This is a genomic window from Paenibacillus sp. FSL K6-0276 (genome assembly GCF_037977235.1).
Classification (GTDB): Bacteria; Bacillota; Bacilli; order Paenibacillales; family Paenibacillaceae; genus Paenibacillus_AQ.
In genome coordinates, this window is record NZ_CP150276.1 from 2507911 (window position 1) to 2534819 (window position 26909).

General features: G+C 44.4%; 23 protein-coding genes. 17 read left to right on the forward strand and 6 right to left on the reverse strand.

The genetic code is table 11. The features are described from left to right. Positions 1–6 precede the first annotated feature (6 nt). The 5 genes from MHH52_RS11535 to spoVM all read left to right on the forward strand — a co-directional run bounded on the left by MHH52_RS11535 (position 7) and on the right by spoVM (position 4949). Positions 7–780, forward strand: coding sequence for a Stp1/IreP family PP2C-type Ser/Thr phosphatase (locus tag MHH52_RS11535; RefSeq protein WP_340008693.1), 774 nt, complete (start codon positions 7–9; stop codon positions 778–780). Then, positions 780–3005, forward strand: coding sequence for a Stk1 family PASTA domain-containing Ser/Thr kinase (gene pknB / locus MHH52_RS11540; protein WP_340008694.1), 2226 nt, complete (start codon positions 780–782; stop codon positions 3003–3005). The genes MHH52_RS11535 and pknB overlap by 1 nt, the downstream gene beginning before the upstream one ends. A gap of 111 nt (positions 3006–3116) precedes the next feature. Next, positions 3117–4022: a ribosome small subunit-dependent GTPase A gene (gene rsgA / locus MHH52_RS11545; RefSeq protein ID WP_313641277.1), complete on the forward strand. Its 906-nt coding sequence runs from the start codon at positions 3117–3119 to the stop codon at positions 4020–4022. Between the two features lie 3 nt (positions 4023–4025). Further along, the gene (rpe, locus tag MHH52_RS11550; protein ID WP_340008697.1) at positions 4026–4691 is read left to right on the forward strand and encodes a ribulose-phosphate 3-epimerase; all 666 of its coding nucleotides are present in this window, start codon (positions 4026–4028) and stop codon (positions 4689–4691) included. Between the two features lie 177 nt (positions 4692–4868). Next, positions 4869–4949 (forward strand): stage V sporulation protein SpoVM, encoded by an 81-nt coding sequence (gene spoVM, locus MHH52_RS11555; RefSeq protein ID WP_020431362.1) that lies wholly within the window; start codon positions 4869–4871, stop codon positions 4947–4949. A gap of 102 nt (positions 4950–5051) precedes the next feature. Here spoVM and rpmB read toward each other — a convergent pair whose 3' ends face one another. Then, entirely contained in the window at positions 5052–5240 is a 189-nt protein-coding gene (rpmB, locus tag MHH52_RS11560) for a 50S ribosomal protein L28 (protein WP_340008699.1), read from the reverse strand. Between the two features lie 191 nt (positions 5241–5431). Here rpmB and MHH52_RS11565 point away from each other — a divergent pair, with 191 nt between their 5' ends. From MHH52_RS11565 to MHH52_RS11580, 4 genes are all read left to right on the forward strand, one after another. Next, a complete protein-coding gene (locus MHH52_RS11565; RefSeq protein ID WP_313641279.1) occupies positions 5432–7213 on the forward strand; it encodes a DAK2 domain-containing protein in 1782 nt (593 codons plus the stop codon). A gap of 84 nt (positions 7214–7297) precedes the next feature. Next, positions 7298–8161 (forward strand): DegV family protein, encoded by an 864-nt coding sequence (locus MHH52_RS11570; protein WP_340008700.1) that lies wholly within the window; start codon positions 7298–7300, stop codon positions 8159–8161. A gap of 9 nt (positions 8162–8170) precedes the next feature. Beyond that, entirely contained in the window at positions 8171–10222 is a 2052-nt protein-coding gene (recG, locus tag MHH52_RS11575; RefSeq protein ID WP_340008701.1) for an ATP-dependent DNA helicase RecG, read from the forward strand. 67 nt (positions 10223–10289) lie between these two features. After that, on the forward strand, positions 10290–10577 hold the full coding sequence (locus tag MHH52_RS11580) for a stage VI sporulation protein F (protein WP_313642130.1): 288 nt from the start codon (positions 10290–10292) through the stop codon (positions 10575–10577). 120 nt (positions 10578–10697) lie between these two features. Here MHH52_RS11580 and MHH52_RS11585 read toward each other — a convergent pair whose 3' ends face one another. From MHH52_RS11585 to MHH52_RS11595, 3 genes are read right to left on the reverse strand one after another with little or no spacing between them, the layout of a single operon-like run. Next, the gene (locus MHH52_RS11585; RefSeq protein WP_340008703.1) at positions 10698–11747 is read right to left on the reverse strand and encodes a YitT family protein; all 1050 of its coding nucleotides are present in this window, start codon (positions 11745–11747) and stop codon (positions 10698–10700) included. A gap of 2 nt (positions 11748–11749) precedes the next feature. Beyond that, positions 11750–12997, reverse strand: a complete 1248-nt coding sequence (locus MHH52_RS11590; RefSeq protein WP_340008705.1) for a cation:proton antiporter — start codon at positions 12995–12997, stop codon at positions 11750–11752. Between the two features lie 3 nt (positions 12998–13000). After that, positions 13001–13495 carry a cation:proton antiporter regulatory subunit gene (locus MHH52_RS11595; protein WP_313639324.1) on the reverse strand — a complete coding sequence of 165 codons (495 nt, stop codon included), beginning with the start codon at positions 13493–13495 and terminating at the stop codon, positions 13001–13003. Positions 13496–14112: 617 nt separating this feature from the next. Here MHH52_RS11595 and MHH52_RS11600 point away from each other — a divergent pair. Together MHH52_RS11600 and MHH52_RS11605 are read left to right on the forward strand one after the other, a co-directional pair. Then, complete coding sequence (locus MHH52_RS11600) at positions 14113–14463, forward strand: DUF2500 domain-containing protein (protein ID WP_340008707.1); 351 nt, start codon at positions 14113–14115, stop codon at positions 14461–14463. A 109-nt stretch (positions 14464–14572) separates the two neighbouring features. Further along, positions 14573–17299 carry a cation-translocating P-type ATPase gene (locus tag MHH52_RS11605; protein ID WP_340008709.1) on the forward strand — a complete coding sequence of 909 codons (2727 nt, stop codon included), beginning with the start codon at positions 14573–14575 and terminating at the stop codon, positions 17297–17299. Between the two features lie 95 nt (positions 17300–17394). On the opposite strand, the gene MHH52_RS11610 is transcribed toward MHH52_RS11605, so the two are convergent. Further along, a complete protein-coding gene (locus MHH52_RS11610; protein WP_313639329.1) occupies positions 17395–18330 on the reverse strand; it encodes an NlpC/P60 family protein in 936 nt (311 codons plus the stop codon). 324 nt (positions 18331–18654) lie between these two features. Here MHH52_RS11610 and MHH52_RS11615 point away from each other — a divergent pair, with 324 nt between their 5' ends. From MHH52_RS11615 to MHH52_RS11640, 6 genes are all read left to right on the forward strand, one after another. Then, a complete protein-coding gene (locus tag MHH52_RS11615) occupies positions 18655–19725 on the forward strand; it encodes an ABC transporter substrate-binding protein (protein WP_340008711.1) in 1071 nt (356 codons plus the stop codon). 61 nt (positions 19726–19786) lie between these two features. After that, on the forward strand, positions 19787–20710 hold the full coding sequence (locus MHH52_RS11620; RefSeq protein ID WP_313639330.1) for an ABC transporter permease: 924 nt from the start codon (positions 19787–19789) through the stop codon (positions 20708–20710). Further along, on the forward strand, positions 20703–21497 hold the full coding sequence (locus tag MHH52_RS11625) for an ABC transporter ATP-binding protein (RefSeq protein ID WP_313639331.1): 795 nt from the start codon (positions 20703–20705) through the stop codon (positions 21495–21497). The genes MHH52_RS11620 and MHH52_RS11625 overlap by 8 nt, the downstream gene beginning before the upstream one ends. Positions 21498–21796: 299 nt before the next feature. After that, positions 21797–22588, forward strand: coding sequence for an SDR family NAD(P)-dependent oxidoreductase (locus tag MHH52_RS11630; protein WP_340008714.1), 792 nt, complete (start codon positions 21797–21799; stop codon positions 22586–22588). Between the two features lie 169 nt (positions 22589–22757). Continuing rightward, complete coding sequence (locus MHH52_RS11635; RefSeq protein ID WP_313639333.1) at positions 22758–23474, forward strand: MgtC/SapB family protein; 717 nt, start codon at positions 22758–22760, stop codon at positions 23472–23474. Positions 23475–23559: 85 nt separating this feature from the next. Continuing rightward, the gene (locus tag MHH52_RS11640) at positions 23560–24549 is read left to right on the forward strand and encodes an aldose 1-epimerase (RefSeq protein WP_340008716.1); all 990 of its coding nucleotides are present in this window, start codon (positions 23560–23562) and stop codon (positions 24547–24549) included. A 116-nt stretch (positions 24550–24665) separates the two neighbouring features. On the opposite strand, the gene thrS is transcribed toward MHH52_RS11640, so the two are convergent. Next, complete coding sequence (thrS, locus tag MHH52_RS11645) at positions 24666–26579, reverse strand: threonine--tRNA ligase (RefSeq protein ID WP_340008718.1); 1914 nt, start codon at positions 26577–26579, stop codon at positions 24666–24668. Between the last annotated feature and the right edge of the window lie 330 nt (positions 26580–26909).

A 26909-nucleotide genomic window follows, 5' to 3' on the forward strand; every position in this document is an offset into this window, starting at 1 on the left:
GGATATTTGATCAGAACAGTTCATGCCAGCGATATTGGCCGAGTGCGCTCTGTCAATGAAGATTCGGTCTGGATCGGCGCGACGCGCCACGGTTATACACTCGGCATAATTGCCGATGGGATGGGTGGACATCAGGCTGGTGAAACCGCGAGCAGGCTTGCTTTGGAGACGATGAGGAATACCCTAGATGGGTTGCAACCTGAGCTTCAGGACGAAGCCCTGCGTGATGCGTTGTCAGCTGCTATTTTGGAAGCTAACAGCACTGTCTTCAAGGAGGCTTCCAGCGACGAAAAGTATCACAATATGGGTACTACTGTTGTTGCTGCCCTGATGAATGGCTCAAACGGATATATTGGCCATATCGGAGATAGCAGAGCCTATTTAATAAAAGACGGTGCGGCAGTTCAACTAACCGAGGATCACACGCTAGTCAATGAGCTGTTCAAGAACGGTCAGATCAGTGTGGAGGAGTTAGATAATCATCCGCGACGTAATGTGCTAACGAGAGCACTTGGAACAGATGCGGAGGTTGTGGCTGATTTAGCCCCTGTTACTCTGCTGCCTGGGGAACTTTTGCTTCTGTGCAGTGATGGTTTAAGTAATTTTGTTACGAATGAGCATTTGGGCAAGGTAGCGGGTATACATGAGATACCGTTAGAAGAAAGAGCGGACCGCTTACTTCAGTTGGCACTGCTTGCTGGCGGCGGCGATAATATTAGCGTCGCTTTGTTAGAACATCATGGAGAGGCCGCTGTGCCCGAAACAAAGGAGTGGGATTGATGATCGGTCACGAATTGGGCGGCCGTTACCAAGTCATCGAACGGATCGGCGGAGGTGGAATGGCGCTCGTCTATAGAGCACATGACATTCTTTTAAACCGAAACGTCGCCATTAAAGTATTGCGTAATCAATTTGTTCATGACGAGGAATTTATCCGCCGTTTTAGGCGTGAGGCGCAATCAGCTGCATCTTTGTCCCATCCGAATGTTGTTAGTATTTACGATGTAGGACAAGAAGACGAAATTCATTATATTGTCATGGAGTATATTGAGGGTAAGAATCTTAATGAAATTATAAAAGAACGAGCGCCATTACAGGTTGACGAGTCCGTAAGGATCGCTTCACAAATCTGTGATGCCCTTGATCACGCTCATCAGAATCAAATTATTCATCGGGATATTAAACCACATAATATATTGATTGGGCGCAATGGCCGGGTGAAGGTAACGGATTTCGGTATTGCTCGTGCGGTTACATCTACAACCATTACTCAGACAGGCTCTGTTATAGGTTCCGTGCATTATTTCTCACCAGAACATGCTAAAGGTGTCTCAACTGGAGAGAAGTCCGACCTGTATTCATTAGGGATTGTACTCTATCAAATGCTTACCGGAAGTCTTCCATTCTTAGGGGAGAGTCCGATTAGTGTAGCTCTAAAGCATCTTCAAGAAGAGTTTGAAGAGCCAAGGCTCCTGAATCCACTCATCCCGCAAAGTGTTGAGAATGTAATTCTAAGATCGATGCGTAAAAATCCGGAGGAGCGCTATCAGTCTGCAAAGCAAATGCTGCAGGACTTAGAAACCTGTCTGTTGCCTGAGCGGCGTAGTGAAGCGAAAGTTCTTTTTAACGATGAGGAAGATGAGGATCGAACGCGAGTAATACCAGCGATTAAACCGATCCAAAGAAGCAATGGAAATCGTAATCATCGCCACGACCGGATGGATAATGATGACGATGAAGATGACGATCCGATACCTGTAAAAAAAGGAAAAAAACAATGGGCTAAGCCCGCAATATGGATTGGGCTTACTTTAGTTTTATTGCTGGCTATGGCCAGTGTCGTGTGGTACGTTAAATCCCAATTAGTTGTTCCAGAGGTATCGGTTCCATACGTGGTCGGTAAACAGCTGGAACAAGCGAAGACTGAACTTGAGGATTTGGGGCTTGAGGTTGCTGATCCTATACTGTATGACTACAGTCCGAATTTTGAAGAGAACGTGGTCATGAAGCAAAGTAGGGAAAAGGACGCCAAAGTGAAAAAGGGAGCCTCCCTAATACTAACTGTGAATACGGCGAAACCATTAACTAAGATGCCAGATGTATCGAATTCCACTTTCGACGAAGCGGTTAAAGCGCTGATGGCAAAGGGTGTACCCCAGAATCAAATTAAGAATGAACCTCTCTTCGATGAAAATACGCCGGTGGGTAAGGTTATAAAATCAGACCCAGCCTTTGACAGCGAGTTTGATCCAGAGACGGTTTCAATCACCCTCTACGTTAGCAAAGGGGAAGAAAGTGTCACAATGCCAGACCTCATCGGTCAAACGGAGAGCGAAGCAAAGGCAACACTCGAAGCCGCCAAGCTGGTATTAGGTGATGTAAAGGAAGAATCCAGCTTCACAGTTGAAGAAGGTAAGGTAACGAAGACTTGGGCTTTTGAAAAAGGTACGGCTGTTCCTCCTGGAACAGCGATTACGATTTACTTAAGTACAGGTTATCCACTTGAAGCCCTGAATTATACCTTTAATGTGCCAGTAGCTCCTGCACAGGATGGAAAGAAGAGCAAGATTCGAATCGAGTACGTTGATGCACGCAATAATGGTGAGAAACAAGATTGGGGAACGCGTACCATCGGAAAGAGTCAAGTGTTGTCCGTTAATCTGGTGCTTGCTCCGAATAAAGATGGTTCTGTTATTGTTACCCGAGATGGTGTGCTTTTAGACACTTATGTGATCCCGTATATTGATGCGAAGAATGGCACGGTGCAAGAACCTGAGCCATCGACGGTTCCGACTCCGCAGCCGACTCAAACACCGATGGAACCTACACCTACTGCTGAACCGACCATTGAACCAGAGATTCTGCCTCCAAGTTCAGACAATGAAGGATCTAATACTGGAGCAGTGAATCAGACGGGATTCCTTAATAACAGTTCAGTGAATAATGAATCGACTAATAATGGCAACAGTAAGCATAATAAAAACAACGATAAATCTAAAGATTAAAGCGATAACTAATCAGGATAGAAGTGCTTGAACAGTTGTAGCAGCGAAGTGACCCGAGGATTTCAAACTTGGGTCATTTTCGCAAAATCAGGAGAGGAAGGCTCACTATGTATGCCTGAAGGAATAATAGTAAAGGCGTTAAGCGGGTATTATTATGTAAAACCGCTTCGTGAAGGATTAATAGCGACAGAAGAAAATTCTGTTCAATGCAGAGGCAGAGGTATTCTTAAGAAAAAGGGGATCGCTCCTCTTGTGGGTGATCGCGTGATCTATATGCTGACTGAGCATGGTGAAGGGATGGTGGATGAGCTTCTTCCTAGAGAATCTGAGTTAATCCGTCCACCTGTAGCGAATGTTAGCCTAGCCGTTCTGCTATTTTCTGTGCGGGAGCCTGATATGAACCTGAATCTCTTGGACAAGTTTCTAGTTCATATTGAGCATTCAGGACTGGAACCCCTAATTGTTCTGACCAAACAAGATTTGGCTGAAGATGATGGTGAAGCTACCCGATATGTTAAAGAGCTCTATGAGGACATTGGTTATGAAGTGATGGTTACAAGTTCACTTTCAGGAGCTGGAAGTGATGCACTGAGAGAGCGGCTTACTGGTGGTATCAGTGTATTTGCCGGACAATCGGGGGTTGGTAAGTCGACCTTATTGAATCGTATTGTGCCAGGACTAAAACTGGAGACAGGAGAGATTAGCCTACGTCTGGGTCGTGGTCGTCATACTACTCGTCATGTAGAACTGATGGATATTGGTGGGGGCGGCTTTGTGGCGGATACCCCAGGATTTAGTCAACTTGATTTTCTTGAGCTGGGCGTTGAAGAACTCTCTACTTGTTTCCGTGAATTTGCTAACTATGCAGGGGACTGTAAATTCCGTGGTTGTAGTCATCAGCATGAACCGGGCTGTCGAGTGATCGAGGCATGGAAAGCTGGGACTATCGCGGATAGCCGGTATGAACATTACAAATTATTTTTTAATGAAATGAAAGATAAAAAGCGGAGGTACTAAGTCATGATAAGAATAGCACCATCTATATTGTCGGCCGATTTCGCGCGTTTAGGTTCAGAAGTTGCAGAAGCTGAGGTCTGTGGTGGAGATTGGATCCATGTGGATGTAATGGACGGTCATTTTGTACCGAATATTACGCTTGGTCCACCAATTGTAAAAGCGGTCTCGTTACATACCAAACTTCCACTTGACGTTCACTTAATGATTGAGTCTCCAGAACGTTATATTGCTGATTTTGCTGCCGCAGGCGCTAGTGTGATCACTGTCCACGCTGAGGCTTGCGTTCATTTACACTGTGTGGTGCATCAGATCAAGGAACTGGGTCTTAAAGCAGGAGTAGCTATTAATCCGGGCACTCCGGCTTCAGCGATACGTGAGGTGCTGGAGGATGTGGATATGGTTCTCGTGATGACCGTCAATCCAGGCTTTGGAGGCCAAGCATTCATTCCTAACACACTTCGCAAAATCACTCAAATTCGTCAATGGGCGAACGAAATAAATCCAGATTTACTTATTGAAGTAGATGGTGGTGTATCGGAAGCTACAGCGCCATTGGTTGTCGCTGCAGGAGCGGATGTTTTGGTAGCAGGAAATGCTGTCTTTGGCCGGAGTGATCGTGCTGCAGCGATCCTTGAGATTCGAGAAGCAGCGGAAGCAGCACTTCGTTAAAAAAATAGGCTATTGCGACTAAAGGTATAGGCCAAGTCCTTGACGCATAAATATGGTTACATGAGCAGAAATCTCATGTAGCCTTTTTTTGTTTTGGCAGGGAGGACTGCAGTACGTTACCGTTAGAACAAGAAGAAAGTCTCCTGCGTACGGCATGAATTGATGGGAGGGTAAACCATGAAATTTTACACGTTTAAGCTGCCAAGGTTTTTGGGAGGTTTTGTTAAAGCGATTTTGAACACATTTCAGAAGAGCTGAGCTTGGAACAGAAAAGAAAACATGAAAAAAAGCACCTTACAAATGTAAAGGGTGCTTTTTGCTTCATATGAGTGATCGCTCGGTCTTTAAAATTGCAAAAGACTAAACGCGTTCAACTTTACCGGCTTTCAAAGCACGGGTGCTGACGTACACGCGTTTTGGTTTACCGTTCACGAGGATACGGACCTTCTGAACGTTAACTCCCCAAGTACGACGGTTGCGGTTATTAGCGTGAGACACGTGGTTGCCGCTGCTCGGTTTCTTGCCTGTTACTGCACATTTGCGGGACATAGATTACACCTCCTTATTCCTAACACCTGCATAAAACAATACTTATCTATAATATCACAGCAAATTTTGCTACGTCAACCGATTCAAAAACATTTATTTCTTTTAATACTTATAGTACAATGTAAATTAGTGCATTATGTCCTGTTAATCATGGAATGATTAGGCTTGAAGTTAGGAAGGGGAATTTTCAATTGAGTAAGCGTTCTATAAACGGAACAGATTTTACCGCGATGGTATTGGCTGGAGCGGATAAGCTGCAACAGCATGCAGAACACGTCAATTCCCTAAATGTTTTTCCGGTCCCAGATGGAGATACCGGAACAAACATGAATTTGACGATGACCGCAGGTGCTAACGAATTAAAGAAGAATAACACCACATCAGTTGGTCAATGTGCTGGTGTACTCTCCAAGGGCTTATTAATGGGCGCTAGAGGGAACTCTGGTGTTATTTTGTCCCAGTTGTTCAGAGGTTTTAGCAGGTATGCGGCTCAACATGATGAACTGAGCACGCAGCAGTTTGCCGCTGCGCTGCAAACCGGAGTGGACGCTGCATATAAAGCAGTTGTAAAGCCTGTAGAGGGAACTATTCTTACTGTGGCTAAAGAGGCTGCCAAACATGCTGTGTACTATGCTCGCCGGACTACAGATGTTACAGAGCTGATGACAGAGGTATTGGCCAAAGCGAAAGAAGCTTTAGCTTATACACCTGAACAATTACCTGTTCTGAAGCAAGTCGGTGTTGTGGACTCTGGCGGTCAAGGTCTGGTCTACATTTATGAAGGGTTTCACCAGCATCTTACGAACGGAAGCTCAGGTGTGTCTGAAGCTGTAAAAGGACAACCTCAAGCACCGGTCGTCCATGTGTCTGTACCGGTTTTAAAGAAACCTGAAAGTGAACTGTCTTCCGTACAGTCTTCTGCGCAATCCCAGCTTTCTACAGAAGACATTGAATTTCTATATGATATGGAGTTTTTCATTAATCGCCAGTTGGGCACCGTGAGAACGGATTTTAATGAGGAATCCTTTAGGAAAGCGTTGTCAGTAAATGGAGATTCTATAATTGTAATTTCGGATGATGAAACGATTAAAGTGCATGTGCATTCCAAGTCTCCAGGTGAAGTTTTGAATCTGGCTCTCCTTTATGGGGAGATTACACAGATTCACATTCTTAATATGCGTGAGCAACACAGGGACTTGCTAACTGCAGGCATGGATATTGCGCCTATGCCAGATGTTTTCGCTGATATGCCGGATGAGAAGAGCCGTGTACATTCATCACCAGCTGAACCACCGGCAGATGATTTGGCACCATACGGCTTTATCGCAGTATCTTCTGGAGCAGGCATTTCTGATATTTTCAAAAGCTTAGGTGTGGATGTCGTGCTTGCAGGTGGTCAAACCATGAATCCTAGTACAGAGGATTTTGTGAATGCGATCTCTTCCATATCGGCGAAGCATGTCTACATTCTTCCGAATAACTCCAATATTGTTCTTGCTGCACAACAAGCTAAAGAGCTCTTGGAGGGTGAACGTGAGATCACAGTTATTCCAAGTAAAAGCATCCCTCAAGGAATTGCTGCAGCCTTCGCGTTCCAAGAAGAGGATTCCGTGGAGACTAATTCTGGAAATATGTTAGAAGCAATCTCTCAGGTCAAGTCTGGACAAGTAACCAATGCTGTTCGTGACACAAGCTTTGATGATCTGGAGATTAAATCCGGGCAATTTATCGGGATTTCCAATTCCAAAATTGTCGCTGCCGCAGATGATTTATTTGCTGCAAGTCAGGCGCTACTATCCAACATGCTTGAGAATGGCGATGAAATCGTTACGATCCTTATTGGGGCTGAAACAGATCCAGAGGCTACAAATTCCTTAAGTGAGTGGCTGGAAGAGACTTACCCTAATGTGGAAGTAGAGATTCATGAGGGTGGCCAACCCCTTTATTATTATCTTTTCTCCGTAGAGCCATAGGCAGATGCTGAGGGTTCTGTAACTGTTCAAGAGCAACCTGCTAATTACGTAGTTGGCAAAATTATAGTATGGGGGAGATAATCCATGAATCGTACCATCATCGTCACCGACAGCACATCTGATATCCCGCCAGCAATGGCGGAAACGTATGGCATTGAGGTCGTCCCTTTGACCTTAATGTTCGGCGAAGAGGCTTTCCGGGACAATCTGGATATGACTCCGGAGCAGTTCTATGAGCGGCTTCCCCGCTCGTCACAGTTGCCGACTACTTCTCAACCCTCACCGGTTGAATACATGAATGTGTACCGCGGTATTCTGGAACGTTACCCGGGAAGTCCTATACTTTCGTTTCATATTTCTTCAGGACTGAGCGGTACGTACCAATCTGCACTATTGGCTAAATCGATGTTGGAGGAAGAGGGAGAAGGGATCACTGTAGTTGATTCTCTCTCCGCTTCTTACGGTTTTGGATTTATGGTGGTGGAGGCCGCCAGATTGGCTGCTGAAGACAAGAGTCCAGAAGAGATTCTTGAAGCTGTCGAAAGTCTGCGCCAATCGCGTAAGCTTTACTTCTTAGTAGATACACTTGAATATTTACAAAAAGGCGGGAGGATTGGAAAAGCCTCGGCCATTCTTGGAACACTTCTTAATATTAAGCCGATACTGTCTATTGATGCAGAAGGAATAATTTATGCAGTGGAGAAAGTTAGGGGCCGTAAGAAGGCTGTTGCCCGTATGATTGAATTGTTCAAGAAGGATATACAAGGAGTAGACAAAATCAATGTGGCCGTGGGTCATACGGCTGAACCGGCTTCCGGTGAAGAATTCCTGAAAGAGCTCGCAGGACACTTCACACTAGAAGAGAAAGTGCTGACGAACGTCGGCCCTGTCGTGGGCAGCCATGTCGGTAACGGTACGTTAGCCGTATTCATTTGGCCTGCAAAATGAGGGATGAATATGACACTGTCATTAAATCAAATTGAAGTGAAAAATATAACTGGCGTGAGTGCTCAAAAGCAAAGCGAGCTTCACGCCTTTGGCGTCTTTACAGTAAAGGATTTGTTAGAGTATTATCCGTTCCGTTATGAGGACTATCGACCCCGCTCGCTGAGTGAAACCAAACATGGGGATAAAGTGACTACAGAAGCTAAAGTGATCGGCGTTCCTGTGCTGCAGCGATTTGGAGGCAAGACACGACTCAGTTGTAAAATGGTTGCCGAGCCTTGGATGTTCACAGCAACATGGTTTAATCGCCATTACGTGCGAGAGCAACTTACTGTGGGACGAGAAATTGTACTCACAGGAAAATGGGATCAGAAGCGAAATCAAATTACGGTGACGGATTATGAATTTCCTGATCGTGGTGAAGGGAAGACGGGAACATTGCAGCCGGTCTATTCCGTCGGAGGGAAGATCACGCAGTCTTGGATCCGGAAAAGTATTAATCAGGCACTTCAGCAGTATGGAGATTTAATTCCCGAGATACTGCCGCATTCTATTATGCGGCAATATGATTTTATGCCCCGTAAGCGGGCGATTGCTACCATTCATAGGCCAGAGGATACACGTGAAGGGCAGCAGGGGCGCCGCAGGATGGTTTATGAGGAGTTATTCCTGTTCCAGTTGAAAATGCAGGCATTCCGGGTGCTGAATCGCGGTAGGATGGATGGTGTAGTCCACACAGTAGATAACGCAACTGTTCGCGAGTTCGTTCGCAGCCTGCCTTTTGAGCTTACAGATGCTCAGAAACGTGTAGAGCTGGAGATTTTACATGACTTGCGATCGCCATATTGCATGAATCGTCTGCTTCAAGGTGATGTCGGTTCCGGCAAAACGGTTCTAGCGGCCGTGGCACTTTTTGCTACAGTACGATCTGGTTTTCAGGGAGCACTTATGGTCCCAACCGAGATTTTAGCGGAGCAGCATATGCGCTCACTTACGAAGATGTTTGAGCCGTTTGGGATTACGGTTGGGCTTCTGACGGGTAGTGTAACTGGACGGAAACGTAAAGAATTGTTAGCTTCTCTGCAAATGGGGATGCTCGATATAGTTGTAGGAACGCATGCTTTGATTCAGGAGGATGTATTTTTTCGTGATCTGGGTCTTGTAGTTACTGACGAGCAGCATCGTTTTGGTGTAAACCAGCGAGGAGTATTGCGGCGTAAGGGATATAATCCGGATGTACTGACAATGACTGCAACTCCTATTCCACGTACACTCGCGATTTCTGTTTTTGGAGATATGGATGTTTCCACTTTATCGGAAAGACCGAAAGGTCGAGTGCCAATAACCAGTTATTGGGTCAAGCATGATCTCATGGATCGTGTGTTGAATCTGATTAAGCGTGAAATTGAGCTGGGACGCCAGGCTTATCTGATCTGTCCGCTTATTGAAGAATCGGAGAAATTGGATGTACAGAATGCAATCGATTTACATATTCAGATGGGACAAGCTTTTCCAAACTATAAAGTCGGGCTTTTGCATGGGAAAATGACTCCAGCTGAAAAAGATGAAGTGATGCGAGCATTCTATAACAATGAACTGCAACTTCTAGTGTCCACAACGGTTGTAGAGGTTGGTGTAGACGTTCCCAATGCCACGCTGATGATTATTATGGATGCGGATCGGTTCGGGTTATCTCAGCTACACCAGCTGCGTGGACGGGTTGGTAGAGGCCAGCACGCTTCTTATTGTGTACTGGTGGCTGATCCCAAATCTGAAATCGGGCGTGAACGAATGACTGCCATGACCGACACTGATGATGGATTTGAGATTTCTCGGAGAGATTTGGAACTGCGTGGTCCAGGTGACTTTTTTGGAACCAAGCAGAGTGGATTACCGGAGTTCCGCTTGGCGGATATGACGGCTGACTTTGAAGTACTGGAGCAGGCACGCGATGATGTGGCAGAGCTGCTTAAGGATGAGAAGTTCTGGACATCTCCTGAATATGCACCCCTTCGGCATTATTTGCAAGGAGAGCAGATTTTTCAAGGAGAATTAATTGACTAGACTAGGCACATGTAGCGCCGAAGCCTCATATACTGTGAAAGATTGGATATGACGGGAGGTGCTACACTTGGGTTATCAACAATTCGGAATTAGCCCTCAGCTCGTGGAACGCATCAAGCTGAAGATGAAAAACTCGACTGTCAAAGATCGTATCAAAAATATGATTAACGGCATCTCGAAACAGGAGTTACAGGACGTTGCGGTTGTGCGCAGATTGGTACGGAATGCGTCAGGTGTACTGAACGAGAAATTGACCTCGACACAGGAAGACCAAATTGTGAAATTTATAATCGCTCAGAAAATTGATCCGAGCAACACCTTTCATTTGATTCGCTTATGGGGGATGTTCCGTTAAGAAAGTGTGCTAACGAGTACGCCAACGAATCAGTGAAATTATTGGGAGATATTCCCTAATTATCGATCCGAGCTTCCGTTTCTCTTCTTCAGCCCTTGTTGTTTTTGAGTAGGATCGACGTTAACCTTGGTGAGGACGCACTGCGAACTGACCGTTGTTCCAATCGCTAGGTCGGTTGGCTATCGCTTCCCCATAAAGTGCTGAAGCAAGCCATAGTGGAGCAAAAATGTAAAGTGGCGCTTCTCCAAAAACGGGAGAAGCGCCACTTTGCTTACTTTTGTGGTTTTTAGAATGATAAAGGCTGTCTTCAATCATAGAAAATCTACTTATGGGACAGCTCCTTCGTATTATTAGTGTAGGTATTGCCCGTAGTTTATGTTCTTCCATTTTGTTGGTGAGACAGAACAAAGTGCTAAGTTCTCCATCTTGTCCTGAGCCTTCAGCATGTCCAACTTCTCGACTTAGTGAGGTCTCGAGCGCTTCCTGAATATCCATACAACGACTGCTGGTAATCCATGCAACACGGGAATCGGATAGACCTCGGAGTGAGAACCGGACGCCTTCGAAGGCCAATAAGTAGGCAATAATGGAGTACATTGCTTGCTCCCAGCCAAACAGTGTGCCTGCAATAAGCAAAATAGCACAGTTCAGAATCATAATGACGACTTCGGTTGACTTTGGCGGTCCACCACTCAGCAGTGAATATCCTTGGTCACTTGCGTGCCTGTTTACCCCACCGAACCGCACAGCGATACCGAGCCCGAGCCCTAAACAGATACCACCTGCCATTGCAGCAGGTAAAGGATCACTAATCACTGCAGGAAAACGATTGAGAGCAAAAGTAGCAATGGTCAAGCAAGTTAAGCCCAGAACGGTGTATAGAGCAAAGCGAAGATTCACTTGCTTTCGAGACATAAATATAAAGGGTAGATTGAATAGAAACAGAAACAATCCAAGCTGCATTTCAGTGGTATGAGCGAATAATGCTGATAAACCTGTGATTCCACCAACAACAAGCCCATGTGGCATGAGAAATAATTCTAACCCTACAGCGGCAAGTAGTGCTCCTACAATAACGGTGAGAACTCGGAATACCGAGTTCTCACCGTTATTGTTGATGTTGCTTTGTCTTATTATGCATAGTTTTTCCTCCTTTAACAGGGGAAACAACTTTATTCATGTTCGCTTGCTAAGACAGCTTTTTTGGACATTTTTGCTGCGTACCGTTTCTCGAATTTGAATACGTTATCCAATATTTTATAGATCCATTTAGATTCCTTCGTTAGAAGAGGTCCAAGGATAGCAAGCATGAGTACATACATAGCTGCAAATGGCTGTAGGATAGCCAGCAGTCCGCCTGCTTTACCCAAATTGGCCATAATAATCGAGAACTCGCCACGCGAGACTATGGTTAATCCAATATTGGATGAAGCACGCGGGCTGAGACCAGCGCTGCGACCGGCCAGCATGCCTGCAACGAAGTTACCGATCAGCGTAACAATAACTGCTGCGAGTGAGTACCAGAGGGCTTCACCACCCAATGTGAGTGGATCTATCGTCAGTCCGAAGCTGAAGAAGAAGATAGCCCCGAAGAAATCACGGAACGGGATAACGAGCTTCTCTATCCGCTTCACATGTTCGGTTTCAGCAAGGACAAGTCCAACTAGGAGTGCTCCAATAGCTTCTGCTACATGAATGGTCTCGGAGAATCCTGCAATAAGAAAGAGTGCTGCAAATATTACTAATGAGAACAATTCACCGGATCGGATGTTTAGAACGCGGTTCAGCCAAGGTACAAGCTTTCTGCCGACTATGAGCAGTGCAAGCATGTAACCAAGAGCGGTTAGTGCAGAAAGTAATACTCCACCTAGTGAGGAAGAGTCGCTAAGCACTAGACCTGAGAGGATAGAAATATAGACCGCCAAGAAGACGTCCTCGAACATAATAATACCAAGAATCATTTCAGTTTCTGGATTTGCGGTTCGTTTTAGATCGACTAGCACTTTAGCGACTATAGCACTAGAGGATATGGTTGTAATTCCAGCGATGACAAATATTTCTTCGATAGGAAATTGAAGCGACCATCCTAGAATAAGTCCTAAAGTGAAATTGATAAGAAGATAGATGGTACCGCCTGTGACGATTGAGCGGCCGGATTTGACTAATCGACCTACGGAGAATTCCAACCCAAGATAAAACAAGAGGAATAAAACGCCAATGCGACCTAGAAACTCAATCAGGGTTGCACTTTCGATAAAGCGAAAATCGAGGTGCCATATTTTGAAAGCATGGGGTCCAACCGCCATACCGACTAGAATATAAAAGGGTATAACCGAAAAGCGGAGTTTCGTGGCTATGAAGCCTACCATCGCGATAAGGGCAATAGCTAGACCCACTTCAAAAACAATGTAATGACTCATAAATTAACCACATCCATTCCGCAAAATGTGCTTAAATTGCTTATGTTGATGTCTTTCCCCGGCAGCAATAATCGTACACTCCGCGCTAAAAATTACATCTGGTCCAGGATTGATTTGCTTATTGTGATTTTTTTCTATTACGGCAATGATGGTTACTCCTGCTTGGGCACGTATGTTTAGTTCGCCGATGCTGCGACCAACACACTTAAAGCCAGGCTCCAATTTATACCACTCAATAATTAGATCATCAAGCGCAACCTCAATGGATTCAAGCGCTTTAGGTTTATAGGTAACCCCGCCAACGATCGCAGAGATATGTCTTGCCTCATCATCATCTAGTGTGACCATGGAAATGCTCTGATCTGGGTCATCATATTCAAAGTGATACAGCTCACGTCTACCGTCATCATGCACGATGATAACAAGCTTATCGCCGCTGCGAGTTTGCATAACAAATTTCTTACCGATTCCCGGCAAATCCGATTCTCTATAATTCATGAAAGTCTAGCCTCCAATTAGGTGTCTTATAATTATCTCGTTAATGTTGATTTATTATCAAAAAAATTTGAGTAATGTGCTAAAGCCACGAAATGAGAAGTGAATTTTAGCAGGTACAACCGCAGTCGAAGCATAAATTTATAAATCACAGGACGGAATAGTATTGAAAGTAAAGGGAGTATTGCGGCTAACGCAATGGATTTAGGTCCCCAATGTTCAGGTATTCTGATAGCTCCTATTTGTGAAGTGATCTTGGAGGCTGTCCGGACTGGAGGTATAAATTTGCTTTCATAGCGTTCAATTTCGGTGTCATTTGATCTAGCTCCGTAGTGTATAAACCTCCAGACCAAGTGTTTGAAAAAGAGAATATCAACCCCAGAACGATGAGTATACGAAGAAGCCAAAGCAATGACATACGCGCTATATATTGCACCGAAATAACACCTCCTTACTGCATGTAGTATAAAAAGCATAACATACCTTTTTGCATGATTCCAAATTTTTTTGTGAAAAAAGTTCTTTCAAAGGTGAAGAAAACATGAAACCGACGGGGATAATTGACGTATTTCGTAGCAAATATATCTTTTGTTATCAAGTTTAGGTCAGGAGGGATAAATTTGAGCGAATGGCGCGATTTTAACGGTTTTGTTCAGCGAAGTCCTTATGATAACTTCATTCACGAAATGCCCTTATTGTTCAAAATATTCACTTTTATTATTGTTACTTTCGCTGCCTTAATGATCATAAGATCGGTAAGAAATTGGATACGGTCTGAAGTCAGCGGTGGATCAGGCGATTCGAGCACAAAGCCCAGTTATTTTGTTACGTTCGAGATTGATGGAGGCAATCGGTTGGAGCTACATGTAATGGACCAGGAATATGGCTTGATTACAGAGGGAGATAGAGGAGAACTTTCTTATCAGGGGAGTAGGTTTAAAGGGTTTGATCGGATCTTGAAGACTGAATAGCTGAATTTCTAAAATTGTACAAAACGTTCTAGAATCACCATGCCTTTTTTGGGTAAGACTCATATGAGAGGTTTTACCAGAATCTCAATCCCGGAAGGAGGCTATTGGCTTGAATTCAAATGAATCAAAATCGCAGGGGCAGGTCCCCTTTCATACACAAAGCGAAGAAGAAGTGCTCAAAAGGCTGGAGACTCGGAAAGAAGGCTTGTCTTCCGGTGAAGCTGCTAAACTTCTGGAGCAGTATGGGAAGAACGTACTTCAAGAGGCTAAGACCAAATCTCTGCTAGGAAAATTTATTGAACAATTTAAAAATGTAATGATCTTTATTTTGCTCGTGGCAGCAGTATTGTCTGGGATTTTGGGAGAATGGACAGATACAGTCATTATTTTGCTGGTAGTAATCCTGAATGCGGTTCTTGGCGTTATTCAGGAGAATAAGGCAGAGCAGGCGCTAGATGCCCTGAAAAGCATGTCCTCTCCGCATGCCAGGGTACGACGTGGAGGTCAGGTCACTGAGATCAAAAGTGAAGACCTCATACCAGGTGATATCGTATTGCTGGAAGCTGGAAATGTAGTTCCGGCGGATATTAGGCTTTTGGAAGCCGCTTCTTTGAAAACAGAGGAGGCCGCACTTACCGGAGAATCATTGCCCTCAGAAAAGAAGGCTGGTGTGCTTGAGGGAAGCGATATTGTTATCGGGGATCGAACCAATATGGCTTACATGAGCAGCAATGTGACTTATGGTAGAGCGGTTGGTGTAGTAACAGCTACAGGAATGCAGACAGAAGTCGGAAGGATTGCCGGGTATATCTCGGAGGAAGAGAATGATGTTACACCGCTACAAAAGAAACTGGATGAACTAGGCAAATATTTCACCTTTATTATTCTTGGTGTCTGTGTGGTCATCTTTGCCGTCGGTATTTTTGAGGGTAGAGAGCTGCTGGATATGCTACTCACCTCGATCTCACTTGCGGTAGCAGCAATTCCTGAAGGGCTACCAGCGATTGTTACGATTATCTTGGCACTCGGAGTGCAACGGATGGCTAAACGAAAAGCGATCATTCGCAAACTCCCTGCTGTAGAGACGCTCGGAAGCACCGAAATTATTTGCTCTGACAAGACAGGTACTTTGACACTAAACAAGATGACTGTCGAAAAAGTGCATGTCAATGGAACTACGAAAGAAGCTGCTGAAGGACTTGAAGGGACACCGGGTGGTGAACTATTGCTTCAGGCCATGACGCTTTGTAATGATTCCAGCATTGACGAAGGAAAGTCCCCTAAAGAAAATGGAAGGAATGAAGGGGTTAAGGACCCACAAACCAAGAGCGGTAAAGCGATTATTGGCGATCCTACGGAAACTGCGTTAGTGGATTACGCGCTAAGTATAGGCACTGACAAAAGGGATTTAGAAAAGAAATTCCCACGTAAAAATGAGCTTCCATTTGACTCCGATCGCAAGCTGATGACGACGATTCATGAAGTTGAGATTGGACGTTATCGTGTGTTAACAAAGGGTGCACCAGATGTACTATTGTCCAAATGCAGCCATATCTACGTGGATGGACAGATCGTACCCTTTAAAGATGAACATTCGCGACATATCATGGATAGTAATACAATGCTTGCGAATGATGCACTGCGAGTGTTGGCATTTGCTTTCAGAGACGAGCAGCAGCTACCGACTAATCTCTCACCGGAAACAACGGAGAAAGAGCTTGTATTTATCGGTTTAGTCGGTATGATTGATCCTCCACGTGAGGAAGTGCGGGATGCGGTAGCCATCTGTCGTAAAGCGGGGATAAGACCTGTAATGATTACAGGAGATCATCGGGATACAGCAGCGGCTATAGCCAAAAGATTAGGTATTATCGAAGATGAAACAGGTGTATTAACCGGTAGTGAGTTGGATAAATTCAGTGAAGAGGAATTTGCTGAGAAAGTCACTGATTATTCGGTTTATGCACGTGTATCCCCTGAACATAAAGTTCGTATCGTTAAGGCTTGGAGGAAAAAAGGGAAGGTAGTTGCCATGACTGGTGACGGTGTGAATGATGCTCCTGCGCTTAAATCATCAGATATCGGCGTGGGAATGGGAATCACAGGAACGGATGTGGCCAAGGGCGTCTCAGACATGGTGCTTGCAGATGATAACTTCACGACCATAGTTGTTGCTGTTGAAGAAGGACGGAAGGTTTACAGCAATATCCGTAAGGCAATCCAGTTCCTACTCTCAGCCAATCTTGGGGAAGTGCTTACGCTATTCATTGCGACAATGATCGGCTGGCGTATTCTCGAGCCGATTCATATCCTGTGGATTAATCTTGTTACCGATACCCTACCGGCACTTGCCCTTGGGCTTGAAAAAGCGGGGGAAGATCTAATGTCGAAGAAACCACGCAAAGCAAGTAGCAGTATCTTTGCTGGTGGCGTGGGAATCGGAATCGTCTATCAGGGTATACTTGAGGCGGCGCTTACGCTGCTTGTGTACCAGTGGGCACATACGCATTACAATGAGGGCATTGCGGTTACGATGGCATTCGCCACATTAGGATTACTGCAGATTTCTCATGCGTTTAACGTCAGATCCAATACGAAATCGTTGTTCCAGATTGGCTGGTTCAGCAATCGGTATATGCTGTGGGCATCACTGATCTCTACATTAATGTTGGTGCTTGTGATCATCATCCCAGGACTTAATGACTGGTTTGGTGTCTCACATTTGAGCGGGTTACAGTGGGGAATCGTAGTTGCTGCGGCGCTGGCGATTATTGTGATCGTAGAGCTTGTAAAACTGTTTGTTCGTTTAAGCGGTAAGGGTAAGAACTGGGATTAAGAGTTCGCTTTATGTTGCAGCAAAGAAAGCCTGAACTCTTCAATAGCGAAGGATTCAGGCTTTCTTTATATATGCTTATAGGCCGTAAAAGTGGATTACAGAATGCGCTGCATGTGCAGGATTACGTTGCTCCAATACCCTGAGTCAACCTCACTGATCTGAACCCCGGGATCACCCCAGGTGTGAATGAATTTACCACCCCCAATGTAAATACCGACATGCCCAGGTATAGCGTCACTTTCAAAGCGACCTGGGACGGTGAAGAATATAAGATCGCCTACATCTAGTGCACTGCGTTGTACGCGAGTACCTATATTATCTTGATCCTTGGCTAGGCGCGGTAGGTTTACTCCGAATTGTTTAAATACATGCCTTGTAAAGGAAGAGCAATCAAATTTCTTGGTCTCTTCATAAGGTCCGGTACCGAATTCATAAGGCACACCTAAGAATTTTTTGGCATAAGAAACTAATTCCTTCTTGTCTGCTTCAGAAATACTTTGAATGCGAAAAGGCTTAGATCCATTCAATGATTTAGCAGATGGAGATTGTATAATATTTTCATGTTCGGTCGGTGTGGTAATGTTGATTTCACCTGACTGTGGATTCCAACCTACTTCCGTTTGAAGAAATTTGGATAAAGCTAAAGGTGTGATATAGATTTGACCTTCTTGTCGTCTAGGTGCCTGCGGCAGTGTGATTTTTTGGCCGAGGGAGAAGACCTGAGTAGAGCCAGGGCGCAGCATATACATAACATCACTGTAGCCAATTTTGGTGTATCCCCCATGAGTAGCATCATCTTTCATCCGATATCCGAGTGAAGCAATAGCAGGTTTGAGTGGAATCCAGTACTTCCCTTGAGCGTCGGTTATGGCGGACTTTTCATAATAACTAGAGGCTTGCATTCCATCAGGAGTTACAGCGTTTACCTTAGGTTTTTGCGATTGTGAAGAGTAACCGCAAGCGGTACTTGATAAAACGACAGCGAGCAGTACAGTAGCAGTGGATAGTAATTTTTTGTGTTTATTAGGCATATGACACGCTCCATGTTCAAACTGTAGGTTAAGTTTGTGCAAGGGGCTTTTTTTTATGTAATGTGGACTAAGGCAATCACTGTAAGACATAACCAAGTACTTCCTATATTGGTGAGTAATGCTCTATGGAAATTGTAATCTATGGAAGTAGGATAAGTGATTGACGGATAAACAACCTCCATATAATATAGGTTTAATAGATTTCTATCATTATTGTGAGGTACGTGTAAGCTTACGCTTTAATGCTTTAACCGTTAAAAGTGATAATACTGAGTCGCTCACTTTGATGCACGCGTTAATAATCTAATGAAATGGGGTACTTTGATGAAAAAGAGAAACATTTTGGCGGGTTTAAGCTTATGCTTCATGCTAGTAGCTGCTGGCTGTGGCAACAATAATGCCGCTGTAAACTCAGGCAATGCAACAAACACCGGTAATACATCAACAAATGCTGGAGCCTCAGATTCCAAAACTTACAAAATCGCAATTTCGCAATATGTAGAACATCCATCACTTGATGCTACACGCGAAGGTATTCTCGCCGCTTTGAAGGATGCAGGGCTTGTTGAAGGAGAGAACCTGAAGGTAGACCTTGAGAATGCTCAAGCTGACCAAGCTAATAACTTGTCCATTGCTCAGAAGATTGCTGCAGACACTAATGATTTGGTATTGGCTATTGCAACACCTTCCGCTCAATCGGTTGTTCAAGCGCTTAGCAAGTCTAGTAAGGATACTCCGATTCTGTTCGCAGCAGTGACGGATCCACTCGATGCAAAGATCGTCACAGATCTAGAGCACCCTGGTGGAAATGTTTCAGGTGTATCTGACACGAATCCCGAAGCTATCAATAGATTAATGCAATTTATTGCAACTCAATTTCCTAATGTGAAGAAGCTCGGTATTGTGATCAACGAAGGTGAACCGAATGCTGTAATTATGGCGGATATTGCTAAGAAAGAGCTGGATAAACATGGCATTAAGCTTGTGAAGGCAGCTATTACGAATACTTCTGAAGTTAAGCAAGCTGCTGAATCACTTGCTGGTCGTGTAGATGCGTTCTACATTACTTTGGATAACACAGTGGTAAGTGCAGTCGATACCATGATTCAAACCGCTAATGACAAGAAAATTCCGTTCTTCTCCAGTGACCGCGATACCGTTGAGAAAGGCGCTTTTGCAACCGTTGGCTTCAAATATTTCGATCATGGTTATCAAGTTGGACAAATGGCAGTGGACATTTTGAAGAATGGTAAAAAGCCGGCTGATATGAAAGTAACTATGCAAGAAAAGCTTGATCTTATCCTTAACCTCAAAGCTGCTGCCGCACAAGGCATAGAAGTGACGGATGCGATGAAAGCAGAAGTAGCTGATCAAGCTAACAATATTATTCAATAAGACATTATATAGGGGCGATTCCGTGAGGACGCCCCTTGCCGCTTGAAGGAGGAAAACTTCTATGTATGAATCAATGCTCGGGGCCGTGGAAATGGGTCTGCTCTACGCATTTATGGCTTTAGGGGTGTATATTACTTTTCGCATTTTGGATTTTCCTGATTTGACTGTGGATGGAAGCTTTACCACTGGCGGTGCCATTGCCGCTGTTATGATTACCAATGGCTATGCACCATGGTTGGCCACACTAGCTGCTATTGCAGGTGGGATGCTGGCAGGAATGTGTACGGGTCTACTACATACGAAGGGCAAGATTAATGGATTGTTATCCGGGATTCTAATGATGATCGCACTTTATTCCATTAATCTGCGAATATTTGGCGGTAAGCCTAATTGGTCACTAATGGGTGATACCACTTTGTTCACGTCTATCAATCCTCTACTTGTTCTTCCTTTTGTTGTTTTATTTGTGAAGATACTAATGGATTTATTCTTGCGTACCGATCTTGGACTTGCTTTACGGGCTACCGGAGATAATGCAAGAATGATCCGTAGTCTGGGTGTAAACACGGATAATACGACAATTCTCGGCGTCAGTTTATCCAACGGAATGGTGGCACTCTCAGGTGCGCTGATCACTCAGTATTCTACTTTTGCGGATTCCTCAATGGGTATTGGGATGATTGTGATCGGCTTAGCTTCAGTAATCATTGGTGAAGCCATATTTGGTGCTGGAAATGTATTCCGTGCGACATTGGCAGTTGTTCTGGGATCTATTGTTTACCGAATCGTAGTTGCGCTAGCCTTGTATGTACCATGGTTGAGACCTTCGGATCTTAAGCTGATTACTGCGATTATCGTTATTTTCGCACTTGTATTCCCATCGATTCAGCGTTTCTTGAAGCAGAAGAATATGGCGCGCAGGCGTTCAGTTGAATTAGCTGAACAAGCGCTTAGCAACAAGAGAGGAGGCACCATCGATGCTTAAGCTTGATAACGTATCAAAGCTGTTTAATCCTGGGACACCGGATGAGAAGATCGCGCTGCTCGGCATTGATTTGGAACTTCTCCCCGGCGATTTTGTCACCATTATCGGAAGTAATGGCGCTGGTAAATCGACACTCATGAATATTATTTCTGGTGTAATGAAGCCGGATCTCGGTTCAGCAAGTATTGAAGGGAATTCTATCAGCCATTTAGCAGAATATCAGCGCAGTCGCTGGATCGGAAGGGTTTTTCAGGATCCTATGGCAGGTACGGCTCCACGTATGACGATTGAAGAGAATTTAGCGATGGCTTATAAAAGAGGGAAGAGCAGAGGATTGTCCTTTGGTGTAAACGCAGCAAGACGATCGATGTTTCGTGAGGAGTTAAGTCGCCTCGGGATTGGGTTGGAGAATCGTCTACGAGCTAAGGTAGGGTTATTATCTGGTGGGGAGAGACAGGCGCTGAGTTTGCTAATGGCAACCTTTACCCAACCGCAAATCTTGCTGTTAGACGAACATACAGCGGCACTTGATCCTTCACGAGCGGAGCTGATCACTAAACTGACAGAGTCTATCGTCCGTGAGATGAAGCTGACTACGCTTATGGTTACCCATAACATGGAGCAGGCCATCCGTCTTGGCAATCGTCTTATAATGATGGATAAGGGACGTATTATCCTTGATATTGATGAAACAAGGAAAAAGGATCTTACGGTAGAACGCCTACTGGGAGAATTTGAGACCATCAGTGGTCATAAGCTGGCAGATGATCGAATGATGCTTGGTTAGTCTTCGGTAGCAGTGACAGGAGCTCGTTATATGGGCTTGAAGTGAAGTCTGATTCTGGATTTCATTTCAAGTCCTTTTTATTGTATGTTTTACCAAATGTTTCAATATCATTTATGATAGGATAGAGTGATAATGAATATTACTTCCTATAATAAGGGTTTGGAGTGAATTGGAGGATGCTTATGTTTTGTCCTTTAGGATAAGTAAAGATCTGCCGGTTCAACTTCTGTATGCGAGGTTAAGGTTAAGGAAAGAACTTAACTGGAAGGCTTGAATGACAAGAAGGAGGATATTTAAACATGGCAGATAAGAAGTTGGAAGGCAAGGTAGCTATTGTAACTGGTGGTGGTTCTGGAATTGGGCGAGCAACCGTGCTTGAGTTCGCTCGAAACGGGGCCAAAGTTGTATTATTAGATAGAACCGTTGAGAACGCTGAAAAGGTTAGAAAACAAGTGGAAAAAGAAGGTGGAGAAGCCCTCGTAATTGATTGCGACGTTGCGGAACCAACGCAAGTGGAAGCAGCAGTAAACAAGGCGGCCGCGAAATGGGGGCGTCTTGATGTTGTTTTTGCTAACGCAGGGATTAATGGAGCAATGGCTCCCATTGAAACGATGGATATTGAGTCTTGGGACCAGACCATTCACATCAACCTTCGCGGTACCTTTGCGACCGTTAAATATGCGATACCGCATCTTAAAGAGAGCGGGGGCAGCATTCTGATTAACAGTTCCATTAACGGAAATCGAGTGTTTTCTAACGTTGGTTTCTCAGCCTACAGTACAACAAAGGCGGGGCAGGTTGCTTTTATGAAAATGGCAGCATTAGAGCTAGCACAATTCCAAATTCGTGTTAACGCCATCTGCCCGGGAGCTATTAAGACGAATATAGATGACAATACATTCCCATCCGATGATTTGAAAGAGGTTAAGATTCCTGTTGAGTTTCCGGAGGGAGATCAACCGCTAGAGAAAGGTCCGGGACGTCCTGATCAAGTTGCGAAGTTGGCACTTTTTCTGGCATCTGAGGATTCGGATCATATTACTGGAACTGAGATTTATTGTGACGGCGCAGAATCGTTGCTGCATGGTTAAATAATCTTTTCATCAAAACGGATTCTATCCTCTTCGTTATGCGGATTTTATTAGCTGTCTGCGCATATACATTGAGGATAGGAATGCCGTTTTTTGCTGTAAAATAAAGCTAATCATTATCTCCATTTTCCGTTATAATGGAGTATCTCTGGAGAAAGGAGAATGAACAATGGATTTTCATATTGAATCATTAATTAAGCTGCTAGTGGCCATGCTGTTCGGGCTGTTCATCGGGATTGACCGACAGATCAAGCAGAAACCGCTGGGGATTCGGACCAGTATGGTCATAAGCATTGCATCTTGTCTTGTAACAGTAGTGTCTATTCATGCCTTTGATAAGTTTGCAGGTCCAGAGCATCCGAACATGGATCCGATGCGGCTTGCAGCTCAGATCGTTAGTGGGATAGGATTTTTGGGTGCTGGTGTTATACTGCGTAGAGGCGGTGATGCGATATCAGGTCTCACCTCGGCTGCACTCATCTGGACAGCTTCGGGAATTGGTATAGCTGTGGGAGCAGGATTCTATATTGAAGCAGCATATGCGGTTATTCTTCTGATGTTTGCGGTGAATTTGGTTCCTCATTTAATTCGTTCGATTGGCCCTGAAGTGCTTAACAAGCATGAAGTTTCGGTGAAAATCATCATGGAAGCTAATTTTGTGCTTACTGAAGTGATCCAAAAAATCGAGAGACCTCAGGTTAGTACTCAACGAAGTACTAGAAGTCCATCCCGGGCGATCCGCAGAATGAAAATCAAGGATTTGGAAGATGGAAGACAAATGATCGATATGGTGATCTCAGCACCAGATAAAGATTACGCTACAGAAATCTATTATGATGTGAAGAAAATTGATCATGTAATGAGCGTAGAAGTGGAACAGCTGTAAAAAAGGGCATGTCACGTCATGACCAGATGTGGTAATCTAACAAGTAGAGACAATTATCAGACACTTGAAGGGAGAACACATAATTATGTCTATCACTGCATACGAAGGACAATATGAAGGAGAAGCAGCCATCTGGTTGAAAGCTGGTCGTTATGAGGCAGCTATTCTACCAGGTATTGGTGGCAACTTGATCTGTTTTCGTGATACCGAAAACGGTTACCGTTTCTTGCATGAACCGGGAGCTGAGGAAATGGAAGCCTTCAAGGCAAGCCCAGGCATCCACGGTATTCCTGTATTATTTCCTCCGAATCGTTATGAGGATGGCAAATTTCCATGGAATGGTCAAACTTATCAATTCCCAGTAAATGAAGTTGCAACGGGCAACCATTTACACGGATTTTTACATACGACAGCTTGGGAAGTGGAAGAGTTCGGTAGCGGTAAGACAGAAAGCTTCGTAACCGTATTCATTAAGGTGGATGAGAATCATCCTTCTTATCAATACTTGCCGCATAAATACACCATGAAATTACGTTATACCCTTGGTGAAGGTGGATTATCTCAACAGGTGCAAGTGCACAATGATGGAGATGATGTGATGCCTTGCTTGCTGGCATTCCATACCGCGATTAATGCTCCGTTCGCACCGGGAAGCACACCGCAAGATTACCTTGTAAAAGCTACGATCGGTGATCGCTGGGAACTGAATGACCGTATGCTGCCGACAGGTAAATTCCAAGAGCTGGAGCCGGGAGAAGTACAGCTTCGTGAAGAAGGTGTAAATCCCTATTTCGCTTCGATGGACAACCATTACACGGCTGTAGCTCAGAACGGACGTAACCGGATGGAGCTTACCGACAGCAAAGCTGGAGTAACCTTAGTTTATGATGTAGGGACTTCGTACAAACAGTGGATGATCTGGAATAATGGTGCTTCAGAACAGTTCTTCTGCCCTGAGCCACAAATTAACTTGGTTAATGCACCATTGGTGGATCTACCAGCGGATGAGATCGGCTTGTTCAGCCTGAAACCAGGCGAATATTGGGAAGAGAGCAGCCGTCTGTACGTGAAATAGCATTAATGTGATTATTAATATGTAATCAAAGAAAGGGCTGTCTTGTTCGTAGATTTCTACGATAGACAGCCCTTTAACTGTTGGATATCTGCGAACTTAATTAAGGAAGCAGGACGTTATCTTTTGCTAATTATTTCTTCATTAATCTGCTCAATAATCTCTTGGATACTCTTTGAACCAAGATCACCCTCACCACGTTTTCTTACAGATACGCTGTCGGAATTCTTTTCGTTCTCACCGAGAACGAGCATGTAGGGTGCTTTTTCCAGCTGAGCTTCACGAATTTTGTATCCTAGCTTCTCATTTCGGATATCAACTTCTACACGAATGCCAGCTTGTTCTAAGGATTGCTTCACCTGAAATGCATAATCAACGTAGTTCTCAGAGACGGGCAATAACTTCGCTTGAACAGGTGCTAGCCATAGAGGAAATGCGCCGGCAAAATGTTCTGTAATAATCCCCATAAAACGATCGATCGACCCATAAACAGCGCGATGGATTACGACCGGGCGATGTTTAAGATTATCTTCGCCGATGTAAGTAAGGTCGAATTTCTCTGGCATTTGCCAATCTAGTTGGATTGTTCCACATTGCCAGCTTCGTTTTAGCGCATCTAAGATATGGAAATCAATCTTAGGTCCGTAGAACGCACCATCACCTTCATTCACACGATACTCAATCCCGAGATTATCTAATACATTTTGCAAAGATTGTTCAGCCTGATCCCATAATTCTTCAGATCCCATATAATCTGCCGGGCGAGTAGATAATTCAATCTTATACTCAAAACCAAACACTTGATAAATATGGTCAATTAGTGATATTACACGGCTTATTTCATCCTCAATCTGCTCGGGTAATACGAAGAGATGGGCATCATCCTGACAGAAAGTACGAACACGCATCATCCCGTTAAGTGCCCCAGAGAACTCATGGCGATGTACTTGACCAAATTCCGCAATACGGATAGGCAGCTCACGGTAGGAATGCAGATTGTTTTTGTAGATTAGCATATGACCTGGGCAGTTCATCGGCTTGAGCGCAAATTTAGTTTCGTCGACATTTGTGAAATACATATTGTCTTTGTAGTGATCCCAGTGCCCGGATTGCTCCCAAAGCCGATTGTTCATCATCAGCGGTGTACGAACTTCATCGTAATCTCTCTGTCTTTGTAATTCACGGGCGAAATTCTCAAGCTCTGTACGGATGGTCATTCCCTTGGGAAGATAGAAGGGCATGCCCGGAGCTTCTTCAGAGAACATGAACAACTCAAGTTCCTTGCCGAGCTTACGGTGATCACGTTTTTTAGCTTCTTCAAGAAAGAGTAAGTGCTCTTCAAGTTGAGCTTTCTTAGGAAAAGCAGTTCCGTAAATGCGTTGCAACATTTTATTATTGGAATCTCCACGCCAGTAGGCACCAGCTACATTCAACAGCTTAAAGGCTTTGACCAAGCCAGTAGAGGGAAGATGTGGCCCTCGGCAGAGATCCGAGAATTCTCCTTGATCATAAATAGATAATACTGTGTCTTCCGGAAGATCACGAATAAGCTCCAGCTTTAAGGGCTCATTCAGCGCTTCAAAAAGCTTAATTGCTTCAACGCGCGGAACCACACGGCGGTCAATCGGGTGATTCTCTTGAATGATTCTCGCCATTTCTTGTTCAATTGCAACAAGATCATCCGTGGATAAAGGTGTCTCAATATCAATGTCATAATAGAAGCCATCTTCGATTACTGGACCTATGCCGAGCTGGACACCCTTATCTCCATATATACGTTTTATGGCCTGCGCCATGATATGTGCTGTACTGTGTCTATAAATTTCCAGGCCGTCTTTGCTATCCAACGTAACAATTTCGAGCTGGCAATCATGTTCGATCGTTTGGTTTAGATCAACGGATCTGCCATTGATCTTTCCAGCTACAGCACTTTTTTTCAGACTGGTACTTATGGCACCTGCTGCTTCTTTAATCGTCGTACCTTGAAGTACCTCTCTAATTGTTCCGTTTTGCAATGCTACCTTGATCTCCATGATTGTTAGCCTCCATTTCTCAAAAATTGTTTGTGGTGAACGCAAAAAAACGCATCTCTCCCAGAAAGGGACGAGTGCGTTCAGCTCGTGGTTCCACCCTAATTCGACCTATCATAAGGATAGGACCTCATTGGTATCCTTTATCGGGGATAAATCGGTGCCACATACTACCGCGAAATTTAGATCAACGGATTCAGCGCCACAGCTACAAAGGGGTAACTTCACAATCGTCTACTGGAGAAGCTTTCAGCCTAGACCTCTCTCTCTGGACAGTTCGTATAGGAAATCATGTCTTTGATCATTGCCATATGATGTTGCTCGTTCATAGTA